Raw genomic sequence first — 26,042 nt, 5'->3', positions numbered from 1 at the left:
GGTGCGGGTCAAGACCTTGCTGCGCACCGGATCCGGGGTGTGGGTGGGTGTGCTGCTGATTGCCGGGCTGTTGTTCTTCAGTTCCGGCAACACCGACACCACGATCGCCTACTGGGGCTCGATCACCGCGCAGTCGACTCTGCTGCTGCCAGTGGTCGGTGCGGTGTGCGGGGCCGCGGCGGCGTGGGAGTCGGCCAGGCTCAGGGAGTCGGGTGTCGCTGCTTGGGCTCCGGTGCGGGGGGAGTTGCGCATAGTCGGGCAGCGGCTTGCGCCCCTTGTTGTCGACGGTCTGCTCGGCATTGTGGTGGCCTTGGGGCTGTTCACTCCCGGGGATGCGTTCGGTCTCCCGGGCGGGCCTGATGCTGCGGTGCTGGTGACGGCGGTCGTGGTGCTGCTCGGGCACCTTGCCGCGGGGTATCTCGTGGGCCGGTGGCTGCCGAAGCTGCTCGGGCCTGCCCTGATGCTCGTCGGCGGGTACTTCTGGGGGTTCTGGCCGGCCGCGCTCGCCGAGCCGTCCTGGCTCAGGCATCTCAACGGGCAAGGGGTCGGGGACTGTTGCCGCCTCGACCAGGAGCCGTCACTGCGCAGTCTCGGCGCCACGGCGGCGTTCTCGGCGGGTCTCGTTGTGGCGGCGGTGATCGTGGTCGTACTGCGCCGGACCGGGCGGCGACGCCTCGTGGCGACCGCGGCCTCGCTCACCGGCCTGGCCTGCGCGATCGCCCTGGCCGTGCCGCTCGGCTTCGGTGGGGAGCAGGCGCGTGACCGGGCGCTGCTGCAGTGCACCGGCAGTCGGCCGCAGGTCTGTCTCTGGCCCGAACAGCAGGGCAGAGCAAGTGAGTTCAGGCGCTGGGTGAAGGACGCCGACCGTAAGGTGCGGGCCGTCGGAGTGGGCCCGGCCGAGCGGATCGAGTTCGCCGAGCCGGTGCCGAGTCGCGAGAGCGTCCTTGTCGAGGCCGCGACCAGTGGTGTGCGCCTGGATCCGCCCGCCTGCGCCGAGCGCCCGTACGCCACGTATCCGGGGGACGAGGCCGCGCTGGTGATACATCCCTGGCTGGCGCTGACCGCAGGCGTCGCGCCGGATGCGCTGCTGGACTGGCCGTCCGAGTCCGTACGGCGGGCCGAAGAGGTGCGGCGGCTGCCTGCGGACGCGCAGGCGGCCTGGTTCGCGCGCAATATGCGCTCCGTGCGGGACTGTTCGGTGAAGCCGGACCTTTCTCCGGCCGCCTATGCGCACCGGGCATCGTCGTGATCTGGTGGCTGCGCGCGCACGCGGTCACCGCCTGGGTGACGGGACTTGTGGTCTGCTTCGCCGCCGCGCCCGTACTGGCCGGCTCTTCCGTGCCGACGCTCGCGATGTTCAGCGGGGTATCCGGCAGCATCCCGGTGCCGCTGGTGCTGCCCGTGATGCCGGCCTGTCTGCTCCTTTACGGGTTGGGGTGCACTTCGGCGAGCGGCGGCAGCAGCCATGCGGCGAGCGTCCGGAGCACGGCGGCGTGGCGGGCCGGTGCCGTGGTGTGTACGGGCGTGGTCGCGGTCGTCGTGGCGCTCGGCGAAGCCGCTTGGCTGGACTTCCCGCTCGGCTTCGCGGTGGCGCGCAATCTGCTCGGGTATCTGGGCGTCGGGCTGATCGTCAGGCAGCTGCTCGGGGTGCAGTACAGCGCGATCGCCGTCGCGGCCGTCCCGTTGCTGTGCGCGCTGATCGGGCCCGGCCCGGGTGGTCGGCCGCATGGCTGGATGTGGCCCGCGCAGGGAAGCGGCGAGTGGTCGGCGGCGCTGGCTGCCGTGGTCCTCTTCGGGGTCGGGATGCTCGCCACGCTGAGGCTGCCCGACCGTACGGAGAGTAGCCGCGCAAGCCCGTAAGCACCGCGCGCCTTCGCCCGCGACGCCGAGGGCGCCAAGATCCACCTCGTCGACGGCGGCCACTTCCTGCTGGAGAGCCATCTGCACACCGTCGCCGGCCACTTGCGCGGGTTCCTCGGGCGCGTGCTCCAACCGGAGGCGTGATCCGTATGCTCGACGTATGACGGATGACCAGGCGCGACGCCAGGGAGAACCGAACCGCCCCACCGCCAACGCCATGCGGCGGGCGCTGCGCAGAGCCAGGGACGGGGTCGCCCTCGACGTCGCGGAGGCCGCCGTGCTGCTCCAGGCCCGCGGCACCGACCTGGACGATCTGACCGCCTCCGCGGCCCGGGTGCGGGACGCCGGGCTCGAGGCCGCGGGACGGCCGGGCGTCATCACGTACTCGAAGAGCGTCTTCATCCCGCTCACCCGGCTCTGCCGGGACAAGTGCCACTACTGCACCTTCGTGACCGTCCCGGGCAAGCTCCGCCGGGCCGGACACGGGATGTTCATGTCGCCCGACGAGGTGCTCGACATCGCCCGCCGGGGTGCTCGACTCGGCTGCAAGGAAGCCCTGATCACCCTCGGCGACAAGCCGGAGGACCGCTGGCCGGAGGCCCGCGAGTGGCTCGACGCGCACGGCTACGACGACACCATCGCGTACGTACGGGCGATCTCCATCCGCATCCTGGAGGAGACGGGGCTGCTCCCGCACCTCAACCCGGGCGTCATGAGCTGGACCGACTTCCAGCGGCTCAAGCCGGTCGCCCCGTCCATGGGCATGATGCTGGAGACCACCGCCACCCGTCTGTGGAGCGAGCCGGGCGGACCGCACCACGGCTCCCCGGACAAGGAGCCCGCCGTACGGCTGCGGGTCCTCGAGGACGCGGGGCGTTCCTCCGTGCCGTTCACCAGCGGCCTGTTGATCGGGATCGGGGAGACGTACGAGGAGCGCGCGGACTCGCTGTTCGCGCTGCGGCGGGTGGCCCGCTCGTACCACGGCATCCAGGAGCTGATCATCCAGAACTTCCGCGCCAAGCCGGACACGGCGATGCGCGGAATGCCGGACGCGGAGCTCGACGACCTGGTCGCGACGGTCGCCGTGGCCCGGCACATCATGGGCCCCTCGGGCTGCCTGCAGGCCCCGCCCAATCTCGTCGACGGCGAGTACGAGCGCCTCATCGCGGCCGGCATCGACGACTGGGGCGGCGTCTCGCCGATCACCCCCGACCATGTGAACCCCGAGAAGCCCTGGCCGCAGCTCGACGAGCTCGCCGAGCGGTCCGCGGGCGCCGGCTTCGAGCTGCGTGAACGGCTGTGTGCGTACCCGGAGTTCGTGCAGCGCGGGGAGCCCTGGCTCGACCCGCGTCTCCTTCCGCACGTGACCGCGCTCGCCGACCCGGAGACCGGTCTGGCCCGCCCGGACGCGCTGCCCGAGGGCCTGCCCTGGCAGGAGCCGGACGAGGCGTTCACCGCGAGCGGCCGCACCGATCTGCACCACACCATCGACACCACCGGGCGCACCTCCGACCGGCGTGACGACTTCGACGCGGTGTACGGGGACTGGGAGGCGCTGCGGGAGGCGGCGGCGCCCGGCATGGTGCCCTCGCGCATCGACGGCGACGTCCGCGAGGCGCTCCGGGCCGCCGCCGACGACCCGACCCGGCTCACCGACGACGAGGCACTGGCCCTGCTGCACGCCGACGGGCCGGCCCTCGACGCGCTCACCCGGGTCGCGGACGACCTGCGCAAGTCCGTGGTCGGCGACGACGTCACCTACATCGTCACGCGCAACATCAACTTCACCAACGTCTGCTACACCGGCTGCCGTTTCTGCGCCTTCGCGCAGCGCCGCACCGACGCCGACGCGTACACCCTCTCCCTCGACCAGGTCGCCGACCGGGCCCGGCAGGCCTGGGACGTGGGCGCGGTGGAGGTCTGCATGCAGGGCGGCATCCATCCGGACCTGCCCGGCACGGCGTACTTCGACATCGCGCGCGCCGTGAAGGAACGCGTGCCGGGCATGCATGTGCACGCCTTCTCGCCGATGGAAGTCGTCAACGGCGCGACCCGCACCGGCCTTTCGATCCGCGAGTGGCTCACCCGGGCGCGCGAGGCGGGCCTGGACTCCATCCCGGGGACGGCCGCCGAGATCCTCGACGACGAGGTCCGCTGGATCCTCACCAAGGGCAAGCTGCCCACCGCCACCTGGAAGGAAGTCGTCTCCACGGCCCACGAGTTGGGCATCCGCTCCAGCTCCACCATGATGTACGGGCATGTGGACCAGCCCCGGCACTGGCTCGGCCACTTCCGTACGCTCGCCGGAATGCAGCAACAGGCCCTGGAGAAGGGCGTGGAGGGCTTCACCGAGTTCGTGACCCTGCCCTTCATCCACACCAACGCGCCCGTCTACCTGGCCGGTATCGCCCGTCCGGGCCCGACCACGCGTGACAACCGCGCGGTGACCGCGATGGCCCGCCTCCTCCTGCACCCGTACATCCCCAACATCCAGACCAGCTGGGTGAAGCTCGGCACCGAAGGCGCGGCGGAGATGCTGCGCTCCGGCGCGAACGACCTCGGTGGCACGCTGATGGAGGAGACCATCTCCCGTATGGCCGGGTCGAGTTACGGCTCGTACCGCTCGGTGAAGGATCTCGTCGCGATCGCCGAGGCCGCGGGCCGTCCGTCCCGCCCGCGTACCACCCTGTACGGCGACGTCCCGCAGGAGCGGCAGGACGCGGCCGCGGCGTCCGACGGCCATCTCCCGGAACTGCTGCCGGTGTTGGAGGACTGACCCTCCGTCACTCAGTCTCCCGGGCGCCGCGCGTCCGATCGGTTTCCGCCCCGATTTGGGCCCGGAATATGGGTCTTGGGGCCCAACCGCTCCGTGCATCGTTGAGGCAGGATGGGCCGGTGTGACTTCTGCCGGACCGGCCCGGACGACCCGGCCGGGGTGACCGGCCCGAGGCGACCGAGACGAAACGGGGCGACAGCGTGGGCAGCCCGGCCATGAGCCGAATACGGAAGGCGGTGCAGTCGCCGCGGCTGCGCCGCAAACTCTCCCTGTCCCGCCAGTTGGGGCTCCGGCATTTCGACCGCGGCGCCACCATGACGGAGTACGCGGGCGTGCTCGTCATCGTCGCCCTGATCGTGGTGGCGATCGTCGGCACCTCGCTCAACGAGACTGTGGCGAACACGGTCTCCACCAAGGTCTGCGAGATCACCGGCGGTGACGGCTGCGGAGGCGGCGACGGCGGACAGAACCAGGCCGACGGCCCGAAGGACGGCGGCGATCGCGGAAAGCCGGACGTTCAGCCGGACGACGACGGCGGAAACGGCGACACCCCGACCGCGGGCGACGACATTCCGGCCGACAGCGATCTCACGCCCGAGGAGCGCGCGTACAACGACGCTCAGAAGGAAGTCGACGACGCGCAGAAGGAATACGACGTCACCAAGGAGGACCTGAAGAAGGCCGCCGAGGAACTCATCAAGATCGCCGGCGAGGAGACCGGCATCACGGATGCGCTCAAGTGCATCACGGAGGGCGACGGTTCGGCCTGCACCGAGACCGTCATCAACGCCCTGCTGATGGCCGCCGGCGGCATGCCGCTGAAGCTCGCCAAGAAGTACCTCCTGAACCCGAAGAAGGCCTGGAACGTCGGCAAGTCGATCGTCAAGAACGGCTCGAAGGTCGCCAAGGGCCTGAAGGGCCTCTACAGCCAGTCGAAGAAGATCGACAAGCTGAAGAAGAAGGCCGCGGACCTGAAGAAGAAGGCGGACGCGGCCAAGCACAAACGCAAGAAGAAGGAACTCTGCCCGGTCGCCTACCAAGCCCCGCAGCGCCGCGGCGGCACCTCGGTCGTGCAGGCGGTGTACACCGGGCCCGTCGGACTTCCGAACGGGGTCGTGCACGCGGCACTGCCGGCCGGCAAGGACCGTCCGTACGGGTACTTCGACAAGGGCGGATACAAGAACTACGTGCTCGTCGACAAGAACGGCAAGGTCTACTACTCGGGCATGTTCGGCGGCAAGGAGACACCGCAGACGGTGCAGCGCCGGCACGGCAAGAACAACAACAGGTTCAACCCGGCCAACGGCGACCGCATGCGGGTCCTGCCCGGCAGCCGCACCTACGGCCAGTCGCGGCTCCTGGAGCAGCGCACCGCCGAGAAGTACAAGACCGTGATCGGCAAGAAGGGCAAGGACTACCGGGGCAACCGGCAGAACCCCCTCGCGGGCGAGCGCCGCGCCGAGTACGAGCGGTACGAGACGGAGCGGAAGCGTCGCGACGCCGCGTGGAAGAAGAAGAACTGCGGGTGACGGTTGCGGGGCGCCCCTCTTCGGGCGCCCCGCCCGGCGCACCCTCCGGCGGTACGCTGGCGCGCGGACCCGGTCGCGCGCCGGGCAGCCACGGAACGCGACGAGGAACGGTGGGCCGATGACGGACGGCACGGGCAGGAGCGGACGCGGACGCAAGGGGGCAGGCGTCGGCGATGTGGTGGCCGTGCCCGCGTCGGACGGCGGGTACCACTTCGGGGTGCTGCTCGGTGAGGGGGCCTTCGGGACGGCCATCGGTTTCGTACGGGGCACCTTCGCGGCCGCGGACTGGCCGCCTGCCGAGGGCGCGCCCGAGGTGCGGCGGCACGCCGTGCACACCGACAAGGAGGCGGTGCGCTCCGGGGATTGGTCCGTCGTGGCCCACGATCCCGCGCTCGCGGCCCGCTTCCCGGAGCCGGAGATCTATCACGCGGCGGGCGCCGACGACGATCTGCTCGACCTGCTCGCGGACAGCGACGCACCCGAGGTCGGCGGGTCCGGCATGGGCGAGGCGGCGGACGGCACGACACGACAGCTCGACGAGGCGGAGGCCCGGGAGATCGGGCTCCTGGACGGCTCGTACGAGCAGACGGTGCTCAGCGAGTACGTACCCGCGCATCTCGCGCGTCTGGGCCTGTGACGCCGGTGCCGCCTGTCCCGCCGCCGCTGCCCGCCCTGCCGTCCGGCGTCCTCGCGGACGCGGCGGAGGCGCTCGGGTGGGTGATCGAGGACATGGCCGACGACCTGGGCAGCCGGCCCACCCTCGAGGAGCTTCTTACGGTGCTCGGTTGGGGGGTGCCGGCGGACGGCGACGGGTTCGCCGACGGTCCGTACGAGCAGCCGTTCCCGTTCGCCGCGGGGCGGGTCGGTGGCCGCGCATACCGGCCGGGCCGCCCGGCAGAGACCGAGGAACTCGGCGACGCGGCCTTCGCCCAGTCCGCGGACCTCCTCGACCCTGTCCTCTCGGCCGCGACGACCGCCGCGGGCTGCCCGATCACTCGACACCAACTGGTGGACGCGGTAACCCAGTTGCTCCACACCTTGGCAGCAAGCGGCACCGACGGGGAACCCCTGACCGACGCGACCCGGACCGAACTCGGCTCCGTGGTCTTGCGACAGACACCCGCTGACACACTGCCCTGACGGACCGCCCACAGGTCCCGGGGCGCGAGACCCCAGGCCCTGGCCACCTCCAAGGGCATCGCCCTCACCGACTACGCTCCGGGGAGTCCGCCCGCGCGCCTTTCGCAGCGCAGAGGCGGCCGTCCGAGACACGGGACTTCGTCGGGGGGGGCGGGGTACATGGGACGAAGACGCACGACAGGGCCAGTTCGTTTACGGCGGGGGACAGCGGGGCCGCTGTCCCTGATCGGCCGGGTGATGCTGCTCGCCGCCGCGGCGATGATGGGGGCGGCCGGCACCCTGGCGTTCCTCGGCGGCGACCGGGTCGTGAGCGCACTCTTCGCCGCAGGCACGGCCGCGTACGCCGTACCGGCGCTGCTCGCCGAGCACCACCTGATCGGTCGGGAACGGGTGCCACGGAGCGACGGCGCGGTGCGCAGATGGGGGTGTTCGGCCGTGGCGGGTCTGGCTCTGGCGGCATTCGCCGCCCTGTCCCTGGCACGGGGAGGCGACGCACGGATGCCGCTGGTCGTCGGAGCCCTCGCCGCCTCCGCATGTGCCAGCACCCTGTTCTCCCTCCAGAACCAGCGGACCTTCGCTTCCGGTGGGACGTGAGGGGGCGTGGATATGGATGTGGATGTGCAGGAGCGAGTGCGGCTGGCCGCTCGGCAGGGTGTGCGGGCGCGGGTGCTGCTGGTGTTGTGGCAACTGGTCCTGTTTCCCTTGGGATTGCTGGCCGTCCACGAGGTTCTTGACCTGCGTACGGCCACGGATCCCGTGTTCTTCGGGCTCGTGGCCGGCACGCTCGGGGCCGTCTACTACAGCGGGCAGTCGTGGAAGGAGCGGGACCGAGTCCAGACCTTGCTCGAGCCGGGGGACACGCCCCGGGCCGTGGTCCCCGCCGTACTGCCCGGTGCGGGCGTGCGCGAGCGCGCACTGCGCGGCTGCTTCGTCGTCCTCACGGAACGGCAGGCGCTCGCCTTCGCCTACAACCGGCTGCTCGACGCGCCGGTCCGCAGCTGTGCGAGCGCGGCACGGGCGGAGTGCGAGGCGGAATCCGACCCTGGTGGAGGCATCATCACCGTCCGCTCAGAGGCGGGCGATCAGACATTCACGGTGAAGGCCGGCGGGTGGCGCGCTCTGCAGAAGTTCGTGGCCGAACTCGCCGATGGGCGTGGGTGAGAGCGTGGCCAGGTTCGTTCGGTGGGTCGGCTCGTACGTACCGATGGTGGTTCTGGTCCTTCTCTGCGTTCTGCCGTGGGACTTCGGGTGGCCGGCGGCCGGTGTCTGGGCGTGGTACGGGGGAGTGCTGGTGACTGTCGTCGCGCTGACGACTTGGCTGCACAAGGTCCGCGGTTTGCCGCTCCCGTTGTTGCGGTCGCCCTGGTCGGTCGAGGACGTGGCGGGGGAGCTGGGCCGGGACGAGGTGCCTCGGCTGATCTTTCCGGTGCGGTACCGGGAAGGGCGCCTTCCGTACTTCCTGCTCGCGCCCGGGCCCGTCCTGGTACTCACGGACCGCCGGGTGCTGGCGTTCCGCTGTGCGAGGGCGACGTGGCGGATCGAGGAGCGCATGTGGCGCGACGACACGCTTGAACTGGCCCCAGGAGAGGGCGGGGACCTGGAACTGCTCGTGAGGGAGGGGGAAGTGGTCGGTCTGCGGGTCCACTTCGCCTACCGGGCCGACCTCGGCCACTGGGTGCGGAAGCTGCGCCACGGCGAGGGGTGACCCTGCCGTCCGTGGTGGCGACTGGCTAGCTCTCCCGGGCAGGGTCGTGCCCGGTTGTCGGGCGGACGGTGACGCCGTCGCGCTTCGTGCCCTCGGGGGCCGGCAGGACTTCCAGTGCCGTGGCTGCCACGTCCCGGAGGGTCTTCGGGGGCATGCCGGCCTTGCCTGCTGCCTCGATGCCGCGGACCACTGTCAGGAGCAGTGCTGCCAGGCGCTCCGGGTCCGCCGCGCTGTCGATGTCGCCGTGTCGCTGGGCGGCGGTGATCTCCGTGCGCAGCAGGTCCTGCAGTGCCGTCATGGTCTCGGCCGACCGGCCGGCGACCGTCGGATCGTGCTGGGCCAGCTCCGCCGAGGCCTTGGCCAGCAGGCATCCGCGGCGCTCGGTGTCGGTGGCGGTGTTCTCCGCCATCAGGTGCACGTACGCCGACAGGCGGGCCATCGCCTCGGAGTCCGGGCCGCCGGCCAGCCGCTCCTCGGCGACCCCGACGACGGCGGTGCACCAGTCGCCGAACACCCGGTGGAACAGCTTGCCCTTGTCGCCGAACGCGCCGTACAGGCTGCCCTTGCCCAGGCCGGTGGCCCGCGCGATGTCGTCCATCCGGGTCCCTGCGAAGCCGGTCACCCAGAACTGCTCCCGGGCCTGCTCCAGGACTTGGCGTTCGTCGAAGGCGCGTGGTCTCGGCATGGGTTCAGGGTAACCATTCTTGACTCGATCGTCCATAACTGCCTACGTTATGGACGATCGATTCCACAACCGAAGGGGTTCGACATGCCGGACAGGCCAGGCGTACTGCAGGAGAAGGTGGCCGTGATCACCGGCGGGACCAGCGGGATCGGTCTCGCCGTCGCCCACCGCTTCGTCCGGGAGGGCGCGCGGGTCTTCGTGACCGGCCGGGACGCCGACCGCCTCGAAGCGGCGGTCGGGGAGTTGGGCCCGGCTGCGGTCGGCGTACGAGTCGACGTCACGGTCCTGGCCGATCTGGACGCGCTCTATGCGCGGGTCCGCGAGGAGGCCGGCCGCATCGACGTACTGGTGGCCAACGCGGGGATCGCCGCGGACTCCGCGCTCGGCTCCCACACCGAGGCGCATGTCGATCTGACCCTCGCCGTGAACGTCAAGGGCCCACTGTTCACCGTGCAGAAGGCCCTGCCGCTGCTGGCCGACGGCGCCTCCGTCCTGGTCGTCGGCTCGACCAACAGCGTCCGGCCCAATGAGCAACTCGAGGTCTACAGCGCCTCGAAGGCGGCGCTGAGCAACCTCGTGCACAACTGGTCCCGCCAGTCGCGGGAGCGCCGCTTCCGGGTCAACGTGCTCAGCCCGGGACCCACGCGGACCCCCGGCCTGCTGGGCGCCGTGGGGGCGGATGCCGACCGGTTCGCCGAGGCCGTGGTCCCCCTGGGCCGGCTGGCCGACGTCGAGGAGATCGCCGAGGCCGCCCTCTTCCTCGCCTCGGACGCCTCGTCGTTCGTCACCGGCGCCGAACTCTTCGCCGACGGCGGCTACGCGAGGGCCTGAGCGGCAGGCAGGGCCGGGGATGCGGCTCCCTCGCGGAAATCGCGTCGACAGCAGGCCGCCACCCCGGGATCGTGGGTGGGATGGGACGACGACAGGACGAGATCTGGGACGAGGCGGCGGCGCGGCGGTACGACACCCCGGGGACGGGGATGTTCGCCCCCGAGGTGCTGGGGCCGACCGTGCGCAGGCTGCGTGAACTCGCCGGGGACGGCCGGGTGTTGGAGTTTGCGGTCGGGACGGGGCGGGTGGCCGTGCCGCTGGCCGGGCAGGGCGTACCGGTGACGGGCATCGAGCTGTCGCAGCCGATGATCGATCAGCTGCGGACGAAGGCGGGCGAGGCGGAGCTGCCCGTGGTCGTGGGGGACATGGCGTCCGCTCGCGCACCGGGGTCGTACCGGCTCGTGTATCTCGTGTTCAACACCATCTCGAATCTGCTCACGCAGCAGGAGCAGGTCGCGTGCTTCCGCAATGCCGCCCGGCATCTCGAGCCGGGCGGGCGGTTCGTGATCGAGCTGTGGGTGCCGGAGCTGCGCAAGCTCCCGCCGGGGCAGCAGGCCGTGGTGTTCGAGGCCGGTGACGGATACGTCGGCCTGGACACCTACGACGTGCTGCGGCAGCAGGTCGTCTCGCACCACTTCTCGTACGGGGAGGACGGGCCGGAGGCGGAGATCTTCCGCAGCCCGCACCGGTACATCTGGCCCGCCGAGCTGGACCTGATGGCCCAACTGGCCGGATTCGAGCTGGAGTCGAGGGCCGCGGACTGGGCGGGCGCGGAGTTCACCGCCGAGTCGCGCGGACATGTTTCCGTGTACCGGCTGCCCGGGCCCGCGGCGGCGGAATAGGGCGCCCCGCCTCGTACGGGCAAGCGGGTGGCCACTGGCCGTTCGCAGTCGATTACAGTGCCACGCCAGGCCTCTGTGTGCGGAGAGGTGCGCCGCACACGGCACGTACGAGCGGGAGGGGCACGGTGGGCACAGCAGGCACGGCCGTCTGGGGGCGCGTCGAGCAGCAGGACTTCCGCAGCAGGGTGCGCGGGGCGCTGCTCGGCGTCGCGGCGGGAGACGCGCTCGGCGCGCCGGTGGGGCCGCTGAGCCTCGAGGAGATCCTGCAGGAGCACGGCGCGGAAGGGCTCGGCGAGTTCGCACCCGCATACGGCCGGCGGGGCGCCGTCACCGCGGCGACACAGCTGACCCTGTTCACCGTCGACGGACTGATACGGGCACAGGTGCGCCGCGACACGGGGGCCTGGCACCCGCCCACCGATGTGCACCGCGCCTATCTGCGGTGGGCGGCGACCCAGCGGGACTGGGGCCCGGACGAGCGCCGCAAGGACGACGGCTGGCTGGCCCGCGAGGAGTGGCTGTACGCCCGCCGGGATGCCGAGCGGGCGACCCTTGCCGGGCTCGGCGACGGCGCCATGGGCACCCTGGAGGCGCCGAAGAACCCGGCGGAGCGGGGCGTGGGCGCCGTGACGCGCTCGGCGCCGTTCGGGCTTCTGGTGGGCTGGGAGCCGCAGTTGGTGCTGCAGCTGGCCGTGGAGTGTGCGGTGCAGACGCACGGCTATCCGTCGGCGTATCTCTCGGCGGGGGCGTTCGCCGTACTCGTGCACGGGCTCGCGCGCGGCGAGGCGCTCGATGCGGTGGTGCAGCGGGCGCTGTCGATGATCGCGACCCGGGTCGGGCACCAGGCCGTCACGGACGCGCTGCGCCAGGCGCTCGGTGCGGTGCGGCAGGGGCTGCCGGCCGCGGGCCAGGTCGAGTCGCTGGCCCGCGCGTCCGACGGCACGGCCGAGTCCGCGCTCGCGGCGGCCGTGTACGCGGCCCTGGTCTGCGAGGACGTACGCCACGGGCTGCGGCTCGCGGTCAATCACGGCGGCGCATCGGCCGCCGTCGGCTCACTCACCGGAGCGCTGCTCGGCGCCCTGCACGGCGAGACCGCCCTGCCGCCCTCCCTGCTCGCCGAACTGGAGGGCAGGAGCACGGTGTTGGAGCTCGCCGACGACTTCGCCATGGAGATGACCCAGGGCCCGGCCCTGCACGGCCCGGCCGCCTCGGCCCCGGGCTGGCTGGCGCGGTATCCGCGGGCCTGAGCCGGGCCGGGTCGGTGTGGCCCGGAAGGCCCCTGGGCTCGGCGGGGCGGGTGGCCCCGTGACCGCCCGTCCACCGCGAGGGGTGCCGGGTCAGTCGTCCAGGCGCGCCCCCGCCACATCGTCTCCTGCTTTCGCCGGTGCCGGAACAGCCACGCCGGCCGAGTCGTCGTCCGTGTTCAGCGTCTCGATGAGCGCGTCGCGCTCGGGGGTGTTCTCGGGTTTGATCCAGCCGATGGCGATGTAGAGGATCAGCGAGACCGCGAGAGGGATGGAGACCTGGTACTCGAGCGGGACGCCGCCGTCGAGCTGCCAGTGGATCGGGTAGTTGACCAGCCAGAAGGCGAGCAGGCCCATGGACCAGCTGGTGAGCGCGGCGGTCGGCCCGGAGCGGCGGAAGGGCCGCAGCAGGCCCAGCATCATCGGGATGGCGATGGGGCCCATCAGGCCGGCCACCCACTTGATGACCACGGTGATGATGTCCTTGAACGTGGGCGAGTTGACCTGCGTGGCGACCGCCATGGACAGGGCGAGGAACACCACGGTGGTGAGTCGCGCGACGAGCAGGCCCTTGCTGCCGTTCCACTCCCGCGCCCGGCTGGACAGGGCCGGTGCCACGTCACGGGTGAAGACGGCCGCGATGGCGTTGGCGTCGGAGGAGCACATGGCCATCGTGTGCGAGAAGAATCCGACGATGACCAGACCCAACAGGCCGTGCGGAAGCAGCTGTTCGGTCATCAGGGCGTAACTGTCGGAGCCGTCGGCGTTCTGTGCCTCGACGAGCAGGGGTGACATCCACATGGGGAAGAAGAGGACCAGCGGCCAGACCAGCCACAGGACGGCGGAGAGCCGTGCGGAGCGGGTGGCCTCGCGGGCGGTGGGGGTCGCCATGTAGCGCTGGGCCTGGTTGAGCATGCCGCCGTTGTACTCGAAGAGCTTGATGAAGAGGAACGCGAGCAGGAACACCGTGCCGTAGGGGCCGACGAGTGGCTTCTCGTGCCCCTGCAGGGCCGGTTCGTCCCAGACGCCGAAGAAGCCGCCGAACTCGCCGAGTTCGGCGACGACCGCCACGAACATGGCGACACCGGCGAGGAGTTGGATGATGAACTGGCCGAGCTCGGTGAGCGCGTCCGCCCACAGTCCGCCGATGGTGCAGTAGATGCCGGTGATCACGCCGGTGATGAGGATGCCCTGGTTGAGGGACATGCCGGTGAAGACGGACAGCAGGGTGGCGATGGCGGCCCATTTCGCGCCGACGTCCACGATCTTCAGGAGCATGCCGGACCAGGCGAGTGCCTGCTGGGTGCCCAGGTTGTAGCGGTTCTTCAGATACTCGAGCGGGGATGCGACGTGCAGGCGTGAGCGCAGCCGGTTGATGCGCGGCGCGAACAGCTGGGCGCCGATCGCGATGCCGAGCGCGATGGGGAACGACCAGGTCACGAAGGACGTCACGCCGTAGGTGTACGCGATACCGGCGTAGCCGGTGAACATGACCGCGCTGTAGCCGGACATGTGGTGCGAGATGCCGGACAGCCACCACGGCATCCGGCCGCCGGCGGTGAAGAAGTCGCTGACGTCGTCGACCCGTTTGTGGGAGTAGACGCCGATCGCGACCATCACGCCGAAGTAGCCGATGAGTACGGCCCAGTCGAGACTGTTCATGCCTGCCCCCTCCAAGGGGTCCGCCTTGTGAACTTCCGGTGGCTTGCTCGGCGCTTCGCCAGTCGCTCCAAGGGCGGTGCCCCCGTGCGGGAGCGGGGACTTCGGGGATTGAACCGCTCGCCGTGGTGGCCGGTCAATACATAACTCGGTCAGGGATGTGAACGAGGGTCAGTAAGTCGAACGATTTTGCCGTCTCTTGACTTCCCGGCCGGTTGTCGGCCCGGCGGCGCCGTACGGACGATGGGCGGGCACTTCGCCAGCCGGACCGAGTGTTCCGTCCGACACGGGACACCGCGTTCCGTCCACACGGAACACAGTGATTCGTCCGACCCCGGACATGACGAACGGCCGCGCCGGATGCGGGTCCTGCGCGGCGGTGAAGAGGAGCGTGCGAGTAGCGGAAAGCGTGCGAGCAGCTGAACCCGAGGAGTCCGCCGGGCTCTACCTCATGACCTCCCCGGCGTTCACAAGCAGCGACTGCCCGGTGATGGCGCGGGCGCGGTCCGAGCTGAGGAACGCGCAGGCGTCGGCCACATCGCCGTCCGTGGCCATCTCCGGCAGGGCCATCCGGTCTGTCAGACGCGCCTTCACCTCGTCCTCCGGTACGCCCTCGGTGTGCGCGGTGAAGCGTACGTACGCCTCCACGGGCGGGCCCCACATCCAGCCGGGCTGCACCGAGTTGACCCGGATGCGCCGGGGCCCCAGCTCGCGCGCGAGTGAGTACATGGCCGAGACGAGCGCGCCCTTCGACGCCGCATACGCCGCCTGCCGCACCTGGGTCGGCGCGGCGACCGAGGACTGGGTGCCGACGAGGACGACCGAGCCGCCCCGCTCCGCGAGCGCCGGCAGACAGGCGCGGGTCATCCGCAGCGAGCCGAGCAGATTCACGTCCACGACCTGCTGCCAGGTGGCGAAGTCGGCGTCCTCCAGCCCGCCGAAGTACCCGTCCATCGCCGCGACTTGGACCAGCGCGTCGATCCGCCCGAAGCGCTCGACCGCGAGCCGGGCGAGCGCCCGGCACTGCTCCTCGTCGGTGATGTCGGTGGCGGTGTGGGCGGTGCGCTCGCCGCCGGGGTCGATGGTGGCGGCCGTCTTGGCGAGGTTCTCCGCGGTGCGGGCGCCGAGCACGGCCCGGCCACCGTCGCGCACGACGGCCGCGGCGACCTCCTGACCGAGGCCCGCCCCCACACCGGTCACGATCACGGTCTTCCCCTCGAGCAGTGTCACGGGGCCTCCGGAGGCTGGCGGATTTGCTGACGGGGCGTCAGAGTAGGGGCGTCCGGCGCAGGACGGAAGAGCCGCAAGCGGGCCGAAGAGTCACCAGGGGAGTGAGCGCTGATGAGCGACGACACCCGGAGCGACACCTACGCGGAGCTGGCCTCGGTGGGTCCCTACGGCGTGCGCCCCGGGCACGCCCTGATCACCATGGTCGAGCCGCACCCGGGCCACGAGTACGCGTACAACCGCTGGTACGAGGACGACCACTACTACGCGGGCGCGATGGCGATGCCCTGGATGTTCGCCGGTCGGCGCTGGGTCGCCACCCGGGAGCTCCAACTCCTGCGCCGGCCCGAGAAGTCGGCCGTCGCGCAGCCGGTGACCGCCGGGTGCTATCTGTCCACGTACTGGATCACCGAGGGCCGCTACGACGAACACATGCGGTGGACCGTCGGCATCAACAAGCGGCTCAACCGCGACGCGCGGGTCTACCAGGACCGCACGCACGTCTTCACGGCCTTCCAGGACCATGTCGCGACCGTCTACCGCGACGGCGCCGCGGGACCGCGCGACTTCCACGCCCTCGACCATCCGTACGCCGGCCTGGTCCTGGAGGTCGTGGACGCCGAAGACGCCGGACAGCGCGCGGAGTTGCTCGAGTGGCTGCGCTCGCGTGCGCTGCCGCGGCTGCTCGCACCGGGCGGCCGGGCGGCAGGGCCGGCCGCGATGGTGGTGGTGTTCCGGCCGACGCCGCTGCCTGGCGACCGGATGTCGTACGTGAAGCAGGTCGAGGGCGTGGACGACCGGCTGACCCTGCTCTGGTTCCTGGACACGGATCCGCGCGAGTGCTGGGAGCAGTACTTCGCGGGGCGGGAGGAGGCGGTGGCTGGATCCGGCCTGGGCAGGGTGGAGTTGCTTGCGCCGTTCGTCCCGACGGTGCCGGGGACGGACCGGTACGTCGACCAACTCCGTTAGCTGTTCCTGGTGTTGCGCGCCGCGGCAGAAGGGCCGGGAAACAGACCGAGCCCTCTCGGCCGGGACGGCGAACCAGTCGAGAGGGCCCTGCGGTGTTGCACTGTCCGGTTGTCCGGTCTGGTCACGTGCATCAGACGAGGTCGAACGTCCCCCGGCAGACCTGTCCCACGAAAACGTTCCACGAGTCGGGGGCGAAGCTGAGTGCCGGCCCCTGCTCGACCTTCGAGTCCCGTACCGCGATCGCCTGCCGTACGGGCGACTTGACCTCTACGCATGCGCCGTTGCCCGTGGAGTACGAAGACTTCGTCCAGGTGTCCGTCGCGCCCTGATGAATTGCCATGTTCGCTCCGCTTGCCGGTCGTGAGTTGCTCGCCAACGGAATGTGTTGGCGTGATCGACGCTACTCGCCGGCATCGGCCGGGGAAGTGCCCATTCACTCGACCGGATGGCATATACCAGTGGAGTCTTCCATTTTGACGGAAGCACGGTGTACCGTGCGCCGGCTCATTAGGAAGACGTTGAACGCGCGTACTCCTTGGCGGTGTCGGAGATGAATTGCCGGGTTTGATCCACATTCAGCGCCTGCGCCCGGAGATGCTCGTACATGACGCTGTATTTCTGCACGTCATTCGCTTTCTCCAGGTAAAGATCACTCGTCACGCCCTCGATGTAGACCACACTCGAATCCGCGGCGTCGGGGAACTCCAGGATCGCGTACTGGCCGTTGACCCCCGGGTGTGCGCCCATGCTGAACGGCATCACCTGGATCGTCACATGCGGCAGCCGGGACATCGCCTCGAGGTGCTCCAACTGCTCGATCATCGCCTGCTTTCCGCCGACCGCGCGGCGCAGCGTCGCCTCGTCGAGCACCGCCCACATCCGCAGCGGGGAATCCTCCGCATTGATCCGTTCCTGGCGGCGCACTCGCACCTGCACACGCTTTTCGATGTCCGTGGTCGCCGTCTCCGGCAGCGCTCCGGTGATCAGAGCCTCGGCATAGGCGCGGGTCTGCAGAAGTCCGGGAATGACCTGCGGTTCGTACACGCGCAGGGACGCCGCGTCCGTTTCCAGACCGATATAGACGCTGTACGGAATATCGCCGAACGCGTGCCACCAACCCTGCTGCCGGGAATCCTTCGCCATCTGCATCAGCGAATCCACGATGCGATGGTCCTCGACCTCGTACACCCCGCAGAGATCACGGACATCGCGCTGGCTGATACTGCGCCGGCCGTTCTCCAGACGGCTGATCTTCGACTGCGAGACGAGGAGTCGCTCGGCGACTTCCTCCGCCGTCATTCCCTTCAGTTCGCGGAGTCGGCGCAGTTCCTGACCGAGACGGCGTCGCCTGACGGTGGGATTGACGTTGGACGCCACGGGACGTGCACCTCCGGCTGCGGGCCTGTCGTTCTGCGTTCTGCGTATCGGTTGTTGATGCGCTGTTGATGCGGATCGGCAGTTCATGCGTATCTGCTGTTCAGCAGATTGCCACCAACTGGTGACGCAGCGCTGGGAAATGGCCCAGGATGTGCGCCCGCAGGGCCAGTTGTGATCTCCGCGCGACCGAATNGGCCCAGGATGTGCGCCCGCAGGGCCAGTTGTGATCTCCGCGCGACCGAATGGCGCCGTTCCGCGCCCGTCCGTGGCCCGCATGGCGAACGCGCGGGGTGGCGGGTCCGCGCGTCGTCCCGGACGACGGACCCGTCACCCCGCGCGTTCAGCGGCTCCCGAACCGGATCGTGGGATGCGGTGGGGATGTGCGGTGGTGCGGTGGAACTGTGTGGTGCCGGTACAGCTGGGTGTGCGGTGGGACTGTGTGGTGCGGGTCCCTCAGTGGGCCACGGCTCGTACTGATCCTCGGCGTGGCTGCATCGGAACCCTTCCTGGCTCCGCGGCGCCGGTCGCCCGTGCCGGCTGCCGTCCGCTCGGGGCGGGGGCGCGCCGCGGCTGGGCCGCGACACCGTTCTGGACGTCCATCACGGCGTGTGCCACGAGGCCGCCCATCGGGTCGTGCCGGATCAGATCCCGGAGCCGGGAGCGGGAGGACCGCCCCTCGTTCCCCGGGTACAGGTGCTTGCCGAGTCCGACCGCATGGGCCAGCGCGGCGAGCGCCGCGGTCCGTGGGTCCGGCGGGACGCCGGTCCGGATCGCGCTGTCCAGCCGGGCCCTGATCTCCCGGCTGATCGCCGTCTCCGTCGCCTGGTAGCGCGTCGTCGGCAGCACCCCGCACATCTGGCCCGCCACGGCATGAACCATGCCGCACCGCTCCAGATGCGAGAGATATGTCTGGCGCAACCCCAGTCGGGGCCCGCCGATCCAGTGGACCGCGCGCACCGGTGCGCCGCGCCTGCGCAGCAACTCCAGTGCACAGTCCAGGGTCGGATCTCCTGTCGGCCGTGGTGCCACCACGGCGATACGATCCCCGTCTGGGGCTATCCGTCCGGCCAGCGCCAGCTCCACTAGCTGTGCACCGGCCAGACCGAGGTCGAGCGACTGCGGCTGCGCTGTGGTACCCGTGGTCGGGTCCAGAGCGAGCAGCAGAAGCTCCTCCGGAAGTGTTCTGCGGCTCCTGCCCATCCATGCCTCCCCGCGTGGATGTCTGACAGGGTGACCCCTCTCACATTGGTCTGTCGAGAGTGCGTGACCGGTTCGTAGTGGAACCGGTAGGTATGTCGTTCTCGTCTACCACGGGGGTCAATCCCCCACACAGGACACTGGTACATGCTTCGGACATCGCCAGTGGGCGTCTTGGTTCCGCCCTTGGCGCAGGATGTATGCGGACGGGCGGAGTCCGGGTGGCGTACGGGCAGCTGACGAGCGGTCGCGGTACGAGGAGTGCGGGCAGCGCGGTACGAGAAGCGAGAAGTACGGAATCACGGAATCGAGGAGGCATCGGTGGCGGGCGAGACCCCCGACAGGTCGGAGCAGCAGGAGTCGGCGGGGAACTCTTCGGAGATCTCTGCCCCGAGCCCTGCCGGGCGTGCGTCCGGAACGCCGTCGGTGCCTGCCAACCCGCCCGAACCCGCGTCCGACGCCCCCCTCGACCCGCGGCTCGCGGTGGCGCGTGGAGCGGTGTCGGCGGGGGCCTCCGGGGGTTCCGGTTCGTCCGGTCCGGCGGTCTCCTCGTCCGGTCCGGCGGTCTCCTCGTCCGGTCCGGCGGTTCCCTCGGGGAGTTCTGGTTCCTCGGGTGCGTCCGGTTCCTCGGCGGAGTCGGCGGAGTCGTCGGAGGGGGATGCGGGTGCGGGGGCTTCGGACGCGTCCTCTGAGGCGGCGGATGCCTCCGGGGGCGAGGCGGAGTCGACGGGGGGCGAGGCCGGGGCGGGAGCGGGTGCCGCTGCCGGTGATGGTGATGGTGCGGATGACGCGCGGTTGCGGGCGGCCGTTGCCGCGTGGGTGGCGTCTTCGGGTGCGGACGGCGCGGACGCCGAGGCCGACTCGGACTCTGATGCTGACTCTGCCGAAGATGCTTCCGGTGACGAGGACGTGTCCGCCGACGACGAGGCGGCGACCTCGACCGACGGGGAGCCGTCCGGGGACGGCGCCGGCTCCGAGGAGGGCGATGCCTCCGAGGGCGGCGCCCAGAGTGCTCGTACGGACGAGTCCGCCGGCTCGAGTGCTCGTACGGAAGAGTCCGCCGGCTCGGACGTGGCCCCGACGGACGCGGGTTCGGCGGCCGGCGCGGACTCGGAGTCCGCTACGGACGAAGACGTGACATCCGGCGAGGGCGCCGCCCCCGAAGCGGAAGCGGAACCCGAAGCCACCGTGCCCGCCGGCGAAGCGGCAGCGCCTGACGCCGGCGGCGAGGGTGGAGACGACGCCGACGAGGATGCCGGACCGGAAGCGGACGCGAACGCGCAGGCCGAAGCCGGCACCGGCGGCGAGGGACCCGACGACAGCGACGACACCGGCGAAGCCGACAGCCCCGACACCGCGCCTGACGCCACCACCCCCACCGACGGCGAGCCCGCGACCGCGAGCGAACCCGAGGCGACGGACGCGGCGGACGCGGCGGCCACCCCGGACGAGGGGCACGCACCGGACCCGTCCGACGAGCAGGACCCGTCCGACGAGCACGACCCGTCCGACCGGCCTGACACCACCGACGAGACCGACACGACGGACACGCCCGATGCGGATGCAAACGACTCCGCCCCGGCGACCCCCGTCGATCACGCCACCGCCGTCTTCAAGGCCGTACAGCCGCCGCCCGTAGACCAGCCGACCGCCGTCTTCAAGGCCGTACGGCCCGACGCGGAGGCCGAGGCGGAAGAAGCCGAGGCCGAGGCGGACGGCGGCCACAAGGCGCCCGAGGACGGGAAGGCCGCCGCACCCGAAGCCGCGCCCGAGCCCGGCAAGGGCGAGTCCCCGGCCGAGCGCACCAGCAAGTTCGTCGCGCTCAAGCCGCTCGACGAGCCGCCCGCCGAGCCGGCGAAGCCCGCACAACCCGAGCAGCCCGCCGCCGAGGCGCCCGCGCCCCCGAAGCCCGGCGAGCCCCCGGCGTCCGTCGGCAACCAGGGCCCGGAGCGCACCACCCAGCAGCCCGTACCGCCGCTGCCGCCGCTCGACCTGCTCGCCGAGCTGACCAACAAGCCGGCCCCGCCCGAGACCCCGATGCGCACCATCGTGCGCCGGTTCAAGATCTGGACGCCGCTGGTCGCGCTGCTCGTCATCGCCTTCGGTGTGGTGCAGACACTGCGCCCGCTGCCGGAGCCGAAGCTGAATCTGACGGCGAACGACACCGTGTCCTTCGAGGGCGACAAGCCGTCCATGCCGTGGCCCGAGAACGGGCAGGGCGCGATGGACGTCGACGGCCTCGGTACGTTCGGCAGCTCGGGCGAGCAGAAGCCCGTGCCGATCGCCAGCGTGGCCAAGGTGATGACCGCGTACATCATCCTGCGCGACCACCCGGGCGGCGCCACGATCCCGATGGACCAGCAGGCCGAGGACGACGCGAAGAAGTCCGAGGAGGGCGAGTCCACGGTCGACGTGACCAAGGGGCAGCGGCTCACCAAGGACGAGGCCATCAAGGCCATCATGATCGCTTCCGCGAACAACATCGCGCGGCAGCTGGCCCGTTGGGACGCGGGCTCGGAGAAGGCCTTCGTCGAGAAGATGAACGAGACGGCCGACGAGCTCGGGATGAAGAACACCACGTACACGGACCCGTCGGGGCTCAACAAGTCCACGGTCTCGACCGCCGTCGACCAGGTGAAGCTCGGCAAGAAGGCGATGGAGGACAAGCTCTTCCGGGAGATCGTCCGGCTGCCCGAGTACAAGGACATCAACGACAAGCGGCAGCCCAACTGGAACCAGCTCGTCCCGATGAACGGCGTCGTCGGCATCAAGACCGGCACCACCACCGCCGCCCTCGGCAATCTGCTCTTCGCCGCGGAGAAGAAGGTCGGCGGCAGCACCCAGACCGTCGTCGGCGCGGTCCTCAGGCAGCCCGCGGCGGGTGACCCGCCGTCCATCCTCAAGGGTGCGCTGGATGCGGGCGACGTCCTGATGCGCGCCGCGCAGGATGCGCTCGAGGCCAAGTCCGTGGTGAAGAAGGGCGATGTCGTCGGCGAGGTGGACGACGGTCTGGGCGGCACGACGCCGGTCGTCGCCACGAAGGACGTCTCCGCGGTCGGCTGGCCGGGACTCACGGTGAAGCTCGACCTGGCCGACGACGGCAAGGCGATCCCGCACACCGCGAAGGCCGGTACGAAGGTCGGCGTCCTGACGGTCGGCGACGGTACGGGCGACGCCGTGGAGGTCCCGGTCGCCCTCCAGGCCGACCTGACCGAGCCCGGATTCGGCGCGAAGGTCACGCGGATCACCTGACCCCGCGCGCGTGCCCCTCACCCGACGCGCGCGCCTGCCCCCGCCCGGGCGGATCCATCGGTGCAGAACCGACAGGCCGCCCGGGCATGTCGCGTGCTAGCGTCGCCGGAATCGGACGGTACGGGGCGTTGCGTGCCGCCGACGGGATCGACGAGCGCGTGAAGAGCGCGACTCACACCACGAACACGACGCGGAACGAACACGACGCGGACGAGCACGACGCGGACAACGACGGACGGCGCTTCGGGGACGAGCAGCCGCCCGCCCGGAACGAACCGGCACAGACCCGGCGGTCGGGACCGGCCGGGGACGACACGGGGAGCATTCAGTGGCGACTGCGGGGCCGACGCGCGCGGGCGACGACGCCGACCCGGGCGCGGGCACGGACCCGGGCCGCCGCCCGGAGACGGGACCGACGGCCGGCGAAGCCGCTGCCACCGCCGCTACCACCGAACCTGCTGCCGCCGAACCCACTGCCGCCACCCCGCGCGTCCCCAGCCAGCGCAACGGCGACCCGGCACCGGCCGGCCCCGTCCCGCCCGCCGCGCCGGACAGCAGACTCCGCCGCACCCTGCGCCACCCCGTACTCGTCGCCTCGGTCACCGCCGCCGTGCTGCACCTCGTCTGGTTCTTCACCTTCGCGAACAGCGGTGGCGACCTCGCGGCGCAGGACGCCTGGGCGGAGTTCGTCGGACGGCACCCGGACTCCGCGTACAACCTGGCCTGGTACGGCGGGATGCACCCCGTCTCGTACAGCGTCGTGTCGCCGTATCTGATGCATGTGCTCGGTGTGCGGACCACGATGATGCTCGCCGGGACGGCGTCGGCCGCGCTGATCGCGCTGATGCTGATGCGCAGCCGCGTCGTGCGCAACCCGCTGCCGGCGGCGCTGGCCGGGGTCTTCGCGCTGCTGTGCAACGCCGCCTCCGGGCGGGTCACCTTCGGGCTCGGCACCATGTTCGGGCTCGCCGCCGTGGCCACGGTGTTCTGCTGGCCGCACCGCTGGCGCACCCGCCGCTGGGCGAAGGCCGCGGTCGCGGCGCCGCTCGCCGGGCTCGCCACCGCGGCGAGTCCCGTCGCCGGCCTGTTCACCGGTCTCGTCGCGGCCGCGCTCTTCCTGCAGGGCCGGCGGCCGGGGGCGTACGCGCTCGGGCTCGCGCCGGTCGCCGTGGTGGGCCTGTCCGCCTGGCTGTTCCCGTTCTCCGGTACGCAGCCGATGAGCATCTGGTCGGCCAGCCTGCCGGTGGTGTCGGGTGTACTCGTCTTCTTCCTGGTGCCGCACGGCTGGCGGACGGTGCGGCTGACCTCCGGGATCTATGTCGTCGGCACGGTCATCGCGACGGCCGTCGACTCGCAGATCGGGTCCAACATCACGCGGCTTCCGATGCTCGTCGCCGGCGTGGTGCTGCTCGCCGCGCTGCCGTTCACGGTGCCGCGCAGCCGCAAGTGGTACGCGGTGGTCCTGGCGGCCGTCGGCGTCAACCTCTGGATCGGCATCAAGTCCGTCAACGACGTCGTCCACACCACGCCCGCCGCGTCCTGGACCCGCGAGCTGGCCCCGCTGGTCAACGAACTGCAGAAGACGGGCGCCGACAAGGGCCGAGTCGAGGTCGTCCCGGCCCGCAGCCACCGCGAGGCCTCCGCGCTCGCGCCGTACGTGAACCTGGCCCGCGGCTGGAACCGCCAGGCCGACATGGAGCGCAACCCCCTCTTCTACGACGACACCCTGAACTCGGCCAACTACCGCGAGTGGCTGCGCCGCTGGGCCGTCCACCACGTCGTCCTGCCCCGCGAGGCGCCCGACGGCGACGGCGGCGAGCGGGAGCGCGAGCTGGTGCAGAAGGGCCAGCCCTATCTGAAGCAGATCTGGGGCAACAGCAACTGGCAGCTCTTCGAGGTCACCGACCCGCAGCCGCTCGCCGACCCGCCGGCCACGGTGCAGCGCGCCGACCAGGGCCAGTGGACCATCGAGGTCAAGTCGGCGGGGCGGGTCCTGGTCCGCGTCCCGTACTCGCCGTGGCTGGGCCTGGTCGACGCCGAGGGCAAGGGCGTCGAGCCGCCGCAGGAGACCGAGGCCTCCAAGCAGCGCGACGACGACCAGACGCCCAAGCAGTACGACAACATCAACGGCTGCCTCACCGAGACGGAAGAGGACGCGGCGGGCGACACCTGGACGGAACTCATCGCCCCCCACGCCGGCACCTACCGCCTCGCCGCCCCCTACCAACTCCCCCGCGGCACCCCCTGCCCCGAGGAACTCCGCGCGACGGCGCCCTGACCGGTGCCCCGGGCCGTCCCGCTACGGCGTGGGACGCTCGGCGACGGGGAACGCCACGTCGCAGGCCGGATCGTCCGGCCCCGTGGTCGTCCAGTCCGTGAAGTAGAGCTCGCGGCAGGGGCCGGTGATCTCCAGGCCGTTGCTCGCGATCCACTCCTCCACCGCCTCGAACGCGGCGATGATCTGCGGGTACGCCACCTGCGCCTTGGTGATCCTGGTGTAGGCGAGGCGCGTCGCGGGCTCCGTCCTGGCCCGTACGCCGCGGCCGTACCGCTCGGCCCAGGAGCGGGCTGCGGCCGGATCGGCGACCGGTACGCAGCTCTCCGCCGGTCCGTCGCTCTCCTGGGTGACCTCGGCGTGATAGGCGACATACGGCACCGCTGCCACGCCTCCGCAGTGTTCCCGGGCGGCCTCCTCCAGGCGGCCGAGGGACTCGCCGATGAACGTCGGCAGATGGTCCGCCAGGGTGTGCCGCGATTCAGTGATCACGAACTGCTCGGCCGTCTCAGTCGTCTCGACCGTGAACTTCCCGTACATGTCCGAACTCCTTCCGCTCAGTCGTCCACGGAGGTAGTCCGCCAGCGTGCGCTGCCCGGCGAGGCGTTCCTCGACCCCCGCCCAGTACGCGGACAGGGCCTCGGCCGCCTCGGGGCCGGGCAGACTCACCACCTCGGCGATCAGTGCGAGCGGCATGTCCAGCTGCCTCAACTGGGCCACCAGACGGGCTCGTTCGGCCTGATCGGCGCGGTAGTAGCGGTAGCCGCTCGGGCCGTCGACATGAGCCGGCGGGAGCAGGCCCAGCCTGTCGTAGAGCCGCAGCGCCTTGGGCGACAGGCGGGCTCGCGCCGCGAACGCCCCGATGGTCAGCAGTTCCGCATCGTCCACCGCACCATCCTCCGTCACCGGGCGGCCGATCCGCCCGGCGGGCAGCAAGGTGCGCCCTGACCCGGGGGCAAGGTCAAACGCCGGTCCGTAGTGCCTGCTCAGGGACGGTTTCGCGGACAGCAGAGTGCTTCGGACTGCCGGGTCCGTACGTGCGCTCCTACGCTGGGACCGTGACCACCGAAGCGCGGAACCACGCCCGAGTCGTCCCCCTGCGACCGGCCACGCAGGCGCCACCCGCTCCGAAGGAGCCGCTGTGGCGGGACGTCGTGGGGGAGGTGCTGCGCCGCGAACGGCTGGCACAGGGCCGGACATTGAAGGAGGTGTCCGAGGCCGCCCGCATCTCCATGCCGTACCTCTCCGAGCTGGAGCGCGGCCGCAAGGAGGCCTCGTCCGAGGTCCTCGCCGCCGCGGCCCAGGCCCTGGGCCTGGCCCTCGCCGACCTCCTCACCCTCGTCCGCGACGACCTGCTCGCAGCCACCGAGCCGGCTCGCCCCGTATCCACCATCTCCCACCTGGGCCACCACCCCACACCCACCACCCCGGGGCCGACCTCCGCCCATTGCGAAGTACGGCTGGCTGCCTGAGG

At 71.1% G+C, this 26,042-nt stretch carries 23 protein-coding genes and 1 pseudogene; 17 read left to right on the top strand and 7 right to left on the bottom strand.

Features of this window, described 5'->3' with window-relative positions:
- The first annotated feature begins 1 nt into the window (after nucleotide 1).
- The 10 genes and pseudogenes from DY218_RS14165 (at nucleotide 2) to DY218_RS14120 (ending at nucleotide 9,010) form a co-directional block, all read left to right on the top strand.
- Nucleotides 2-1,249: a DUF7224 domain-containing protein gene (locus DY218_RS14165; RefSeq protein WP_128556364.1), complete on the top strand. Its 1,248-nt coding sequence runs from the start codon at nucleotides 2-4 to the stop codon at nucleotides 1,247-1,249.
- Nucleotides 1,246-1,860, top strand: coding sequence for a hypothetical protein (locus DY218_RS14160; RefSeq protein ID WP_128556363.1), 615 nt, complete (start codon nucleotides 1,246-1,248; stop codon nucleotides 1,858-1,860). Before DY218_RS14165 ends, DY218_RS14160 begins: the two co-directional genes overlap by 4 nt.
- A gap of 6 nt (nucleotides 1,861-1,866) precedes the next feature.
- A pseudogene (locus tag DY218_RS35105) lies at nucleotides 1,867-2,004 on the top strand (alpha/beta hydrolase); the annotation flags it as partial.
- Nucleotides 2,005-2,020: 16 nt separating this feature from the next.
- Nucleotides 2,021-4,636 (top strand): bifunctional FO biosynthesis protein CofGH, encoded by a 2,616-nt coding sequence (locus tag DY218_RS14150; protein WP_128556362.1) that lies wholly within the window; start codon nucleotides 2,021-2,023, stop codon nucleotides 4,634-4,636.
- Nucleotides 4,637-4,851: 215 nt separating this feature from the next.
- A complete protein-coding gene (locus DY218_RS14145; protein WP_128556361.1) occupies nucleotides 4,852-6,165 on the top strand; it encodes a hypothetical protein in 1,314 nt (437 codons plus the stop codon).
- Nucleotides 6,166-6,283: 118 nt separating this feature from the next.
- Entirely contained in the window at nucleotides 6,284-6,802 is a 519-nt protein-coding gene (locus DY218_RS14140) for a hypothetical protein (RefSeq protein WP_128556360.1), read from the top strand.
- A gap of 5 nt (nucleotides 6,803-6,807) precedes the next feature.
- Nucleotides 6,808-7,305, top strand: a complete 498-nt coding sequence (locus DY218_RS14135; RefSeq protein ID WP_128556359.1) for a hypothetical protein — start codon at nucleotides 6,808-6,810, stop codon at nucleotides 7,303-7,305.
- Nucleotides 7,306-7,539: 234 nt separating this feature from the next.
- On the top strand, nucleotides 7,540-7,899 hold the full coding sequence (locus DY218_RS14130) for a hypothetical protein (RefSeq protein ID WP_147336143.1): 360 nt from the start codon (nucleotides 7,540-7,542) through the stop codon (nucleotides 7,897-7,899).
- Between the two features lie 12 nt (nucleotides 7,900-7,911).
- Nucleotides 7,912-8,466: a hypothetical protein gene (locus DY218_RS14125; protein ID WP_128556357.1), complete on the top strand. Its 555-nt coding sequence runs from the start codon at nucleotides 7,912-7,914 to the stop codon at nucleotides 8,464-8,466.
- A gap of 130 nt (nucleotides 8,467-8,596) precedes the next feature.
- Nucleotides 8,597-9,010: a hypothetical protein gene (locus DY218_RS14120; protein WP_128556356.1), complete on the top strand. Its 414-nt coding sequence runs from the start codon at nucleotides 8,597-8,599 to the stop codon at nucleotides 9,008-9,010.
- A gap of 25 nt (nucleotides 9,011-9,035) precedes the next feature.
- On the opposite strand, the gene DY218_RS14115 is transcribed toward DY218_RS14120, so the two are convergent.
- The gene (locus tag DY218_RS14115; RefSeq protein WP_128556355.1) at nucleotides 9,036-9,695 is read right to left on the bottom strand and encodes a TetR/AcrR family transcriptional regulator; all 660 of its coding nucleotides are present in this window, start codon (nucleotides 9,693-9,695) and stop codon (nucleotides 9,036-9,038) included.
- 84 nt (nucleotides 9,696-9,779) lie between these two features.
- Here DY218_RS14115 and DY218_RS14110 point away from each other — a divergent pair, with 84 nt between their 5' ends.
- The 3 genes from DY218_RS14110 to DY218_RS14100 all read left to right on the top strand — a co-directional run bounded on the left by DY218_RS14110 (nucleotide 9,780) and on the right by DY218_RS14100 (nucleotide 12,615).
- Entirely contained in the window at nucleotides 9,780-10,526 is a 747-nt protein-coding gene (locus tag DY218_RS14110; protein ID WP_128556354.1) for an SDR family NAD(P)-dependent oxidoreductase, read from the top strand.
- Nucleotides 10,527-10,606: 80 nt separating this feature from the next.
- Nucleotides 10,607-11,368, top strand: coding sequence for a class I SAM-dependent DNA methyltransferase (locus tag DY218_RS14105; RefSeq protein ID WP_128556353.1), 762 nt, complete (start codon nucleotides 10,607-10,609; stop codon nucleotides 11,366-11,368).
- A gap of 125 nt (nucleotides 11,369-11,493) precedes the next feature.
- On the top strand, nucleotides 11,494-12,615 hold the full coding sequence (locus tag DY218_RS14100; RefSeq protein WP_128556352.1) for an ADP-ribosylglycohydrolase family protein: 1,122 nt from the start codon (nucleotides 11,494-11,496) through the stop codon (nucleotides 12,613-12,615).
- A 90-nt stretch (nucleotides 12,616-12,705) separates the two neighbouring features.
- On the opposite strand, the gene DY218_RS14095 is transcribed toward DY218_RS14100, so the two are convergent.
- Complete coding sequence (locus DY218_RS14095; RefSeq protein ID WP_128556351.1) at nucleotides 12,706-14,274, bottom strand: sodium:solute symporter family protein; 1,569 nt, start codon at nucleotides 14,272-14,274, stop codon at nucleotides 12,706-12,708.
- A gap of 441 nt (nucleotides 14,275-14,715) precedes the next feature.
- Nucleotides 14,716-15,501: an SDR family oxidoreductase gene (locus DY218_RS14090; RefSeq protein ID WP_128556350.1), complete on the bottom strand. Its 786-nt coding sequence runs from the start codon at nucleotides 15,499-15,501 to the stop codon at nucleotides 14,716-14,718.
- A 111-nt stretch (nucleotides 15,502-15,612) separates the two neighbouring features.
- On the opposite strand from DY218_RS14090, the gene DY218_RS14085 reads away from it, so the two are divergent.
- On the top strand, nucleotides 15,613-16,467 hold the full coding sequence (locus DY218_RS14085; protein ID WP_128556349.1) for a hypothetical protein: 855 nt from the start codon (nucleotides 15,613-15,615) through the stop codon (nucleotides 16,465-16,467).
- A 130-nt stretch (nucleotides 16,468-16,597) separates the two neighbouring features.
- Here DY218_RS14085 and DY218_RS14080 read toward each other — a convergent pair whose 3' ends face one another.
- The 3 genes from DY218_RS14080 to DY218_RS14070 form a co-directional block, all read right to left on the bottom strand.
- Nucleotides 16,598-16,807 (bottom strand): DUF397 domain-containing protein, encoded by a 210-nt coding sequence (locus tag DY218_RS14080; protein ID WP_128556348.1) that lies wholly within the window; start codon nucleotides 16,805-16,807, stop codon nucleotides 16,598-16,600.
- A 167-nt stretch (nucleotides 16,808-16,974) separates the two neighbouring features.
- The gene (locus tag DY218_RS14075; RefSeq protein WP_128556347.1) at nucleotides 16,975-17,844 is read right to left on the bottom strand and encodes a helix-turn-helix domain-containing protein; all 870 of its coding nucleotides are present in this window, start codon (nucleotides 17,842-17,844) and stop codon (nucleotides 16,975-16,977) included.
- A 453-nt stretch (nucleotides 17,845-18,297) separates the two neighbouring features.
- Nucleotides 18,298-19,044 carry a GOLPH3/VPS74 family protein gene (locus DY218_RS14070; RefSeq protein ID WP_128556346.1) on the bottom strand — a complete coding sequence of 249 codons (747 nt, stop codon included), beginning with the start codon at nucleotides 19,042-19,044 and terminating at the stop codon, nucleotides 18,298-18,300.
- 906 nt (nucleotides 19,045-19,950) lie between these two features.
- Here DY218_RS14070 and DY218_RS14065 point away from each other — a divergent pair.
- Both DY218_RS14065 and DY218_RS14060 read left to right on the top strand, forming a co-directional pair.
- Entirely contained in the window at nucleotides 19,951-22,293 is a 2,343-nt protein-coding gene (locus tag DY218_RS14065; RefSeq protein ID WP_325051998.1) for a D-alanyl-D-alanine carboxypeptidase, read from the top strand.
- 328 nt (nucleotides 22,294-22,621) lie between these two features.
- Entirely contained in the window at nucleotides 22,622-24,571 is a 1,950-nt protein-coding gene (locus tag DY218_RS14060) for an MFS transporter (RefSeq protein ID WP_128556344.1), read from the top strand.
- A gap of 21 nt (nucleotides 24,572-24,592) precedes the next feature.
- Here the strand turns inward: DY218_RS14060 and DY218_RS14055 are convergent, their stop codons facing one another.
- Nucleotides 24,593-25,474, bottom strand: coding sequence for a MerR family transcriptional regulator (locus tag DY218_RS14055; protein WP_128556343.1), 882 nt, complete (start codon nucleotides 25,472-25,474; stop codon nucleotides 24,593-24,595).
- 152 nt (nucleotides 25,475-25,626) lie between these two features.
- Here DY218_RS14055 and DY218_RS14050 point away from each other — a divergent pair, with 152 nt between their 5' ends.
- A complete protein-coding gene (locus DY218_RS14050) occupies nucleotides 25,627-26,040 on the top strand; it encodes a helix-turn-helix domain-containing protein (RefSeq protein WP_128556342.1) in 414 nt (137 codons plus the stop codon).
- Nucleotides 26,041-26,042: the final 2 nt, after the last annotated feature.

Source organism: Streptomyces triticagri (assembly GCF_003429565.1).
In the GTDB taxonomy this organism is placed as follows: Bacteria; Actinomycetota; Actinomycetes; order Streptomycetales; family Streptomycetaceae; genus Streptomyces; species Streptomyces triticagri.
The sequence above is the reverse complement of the archived record's forward strand: the minus strand, read 5'-3'. Positions and strand labels throughout refer to the sequence as shown.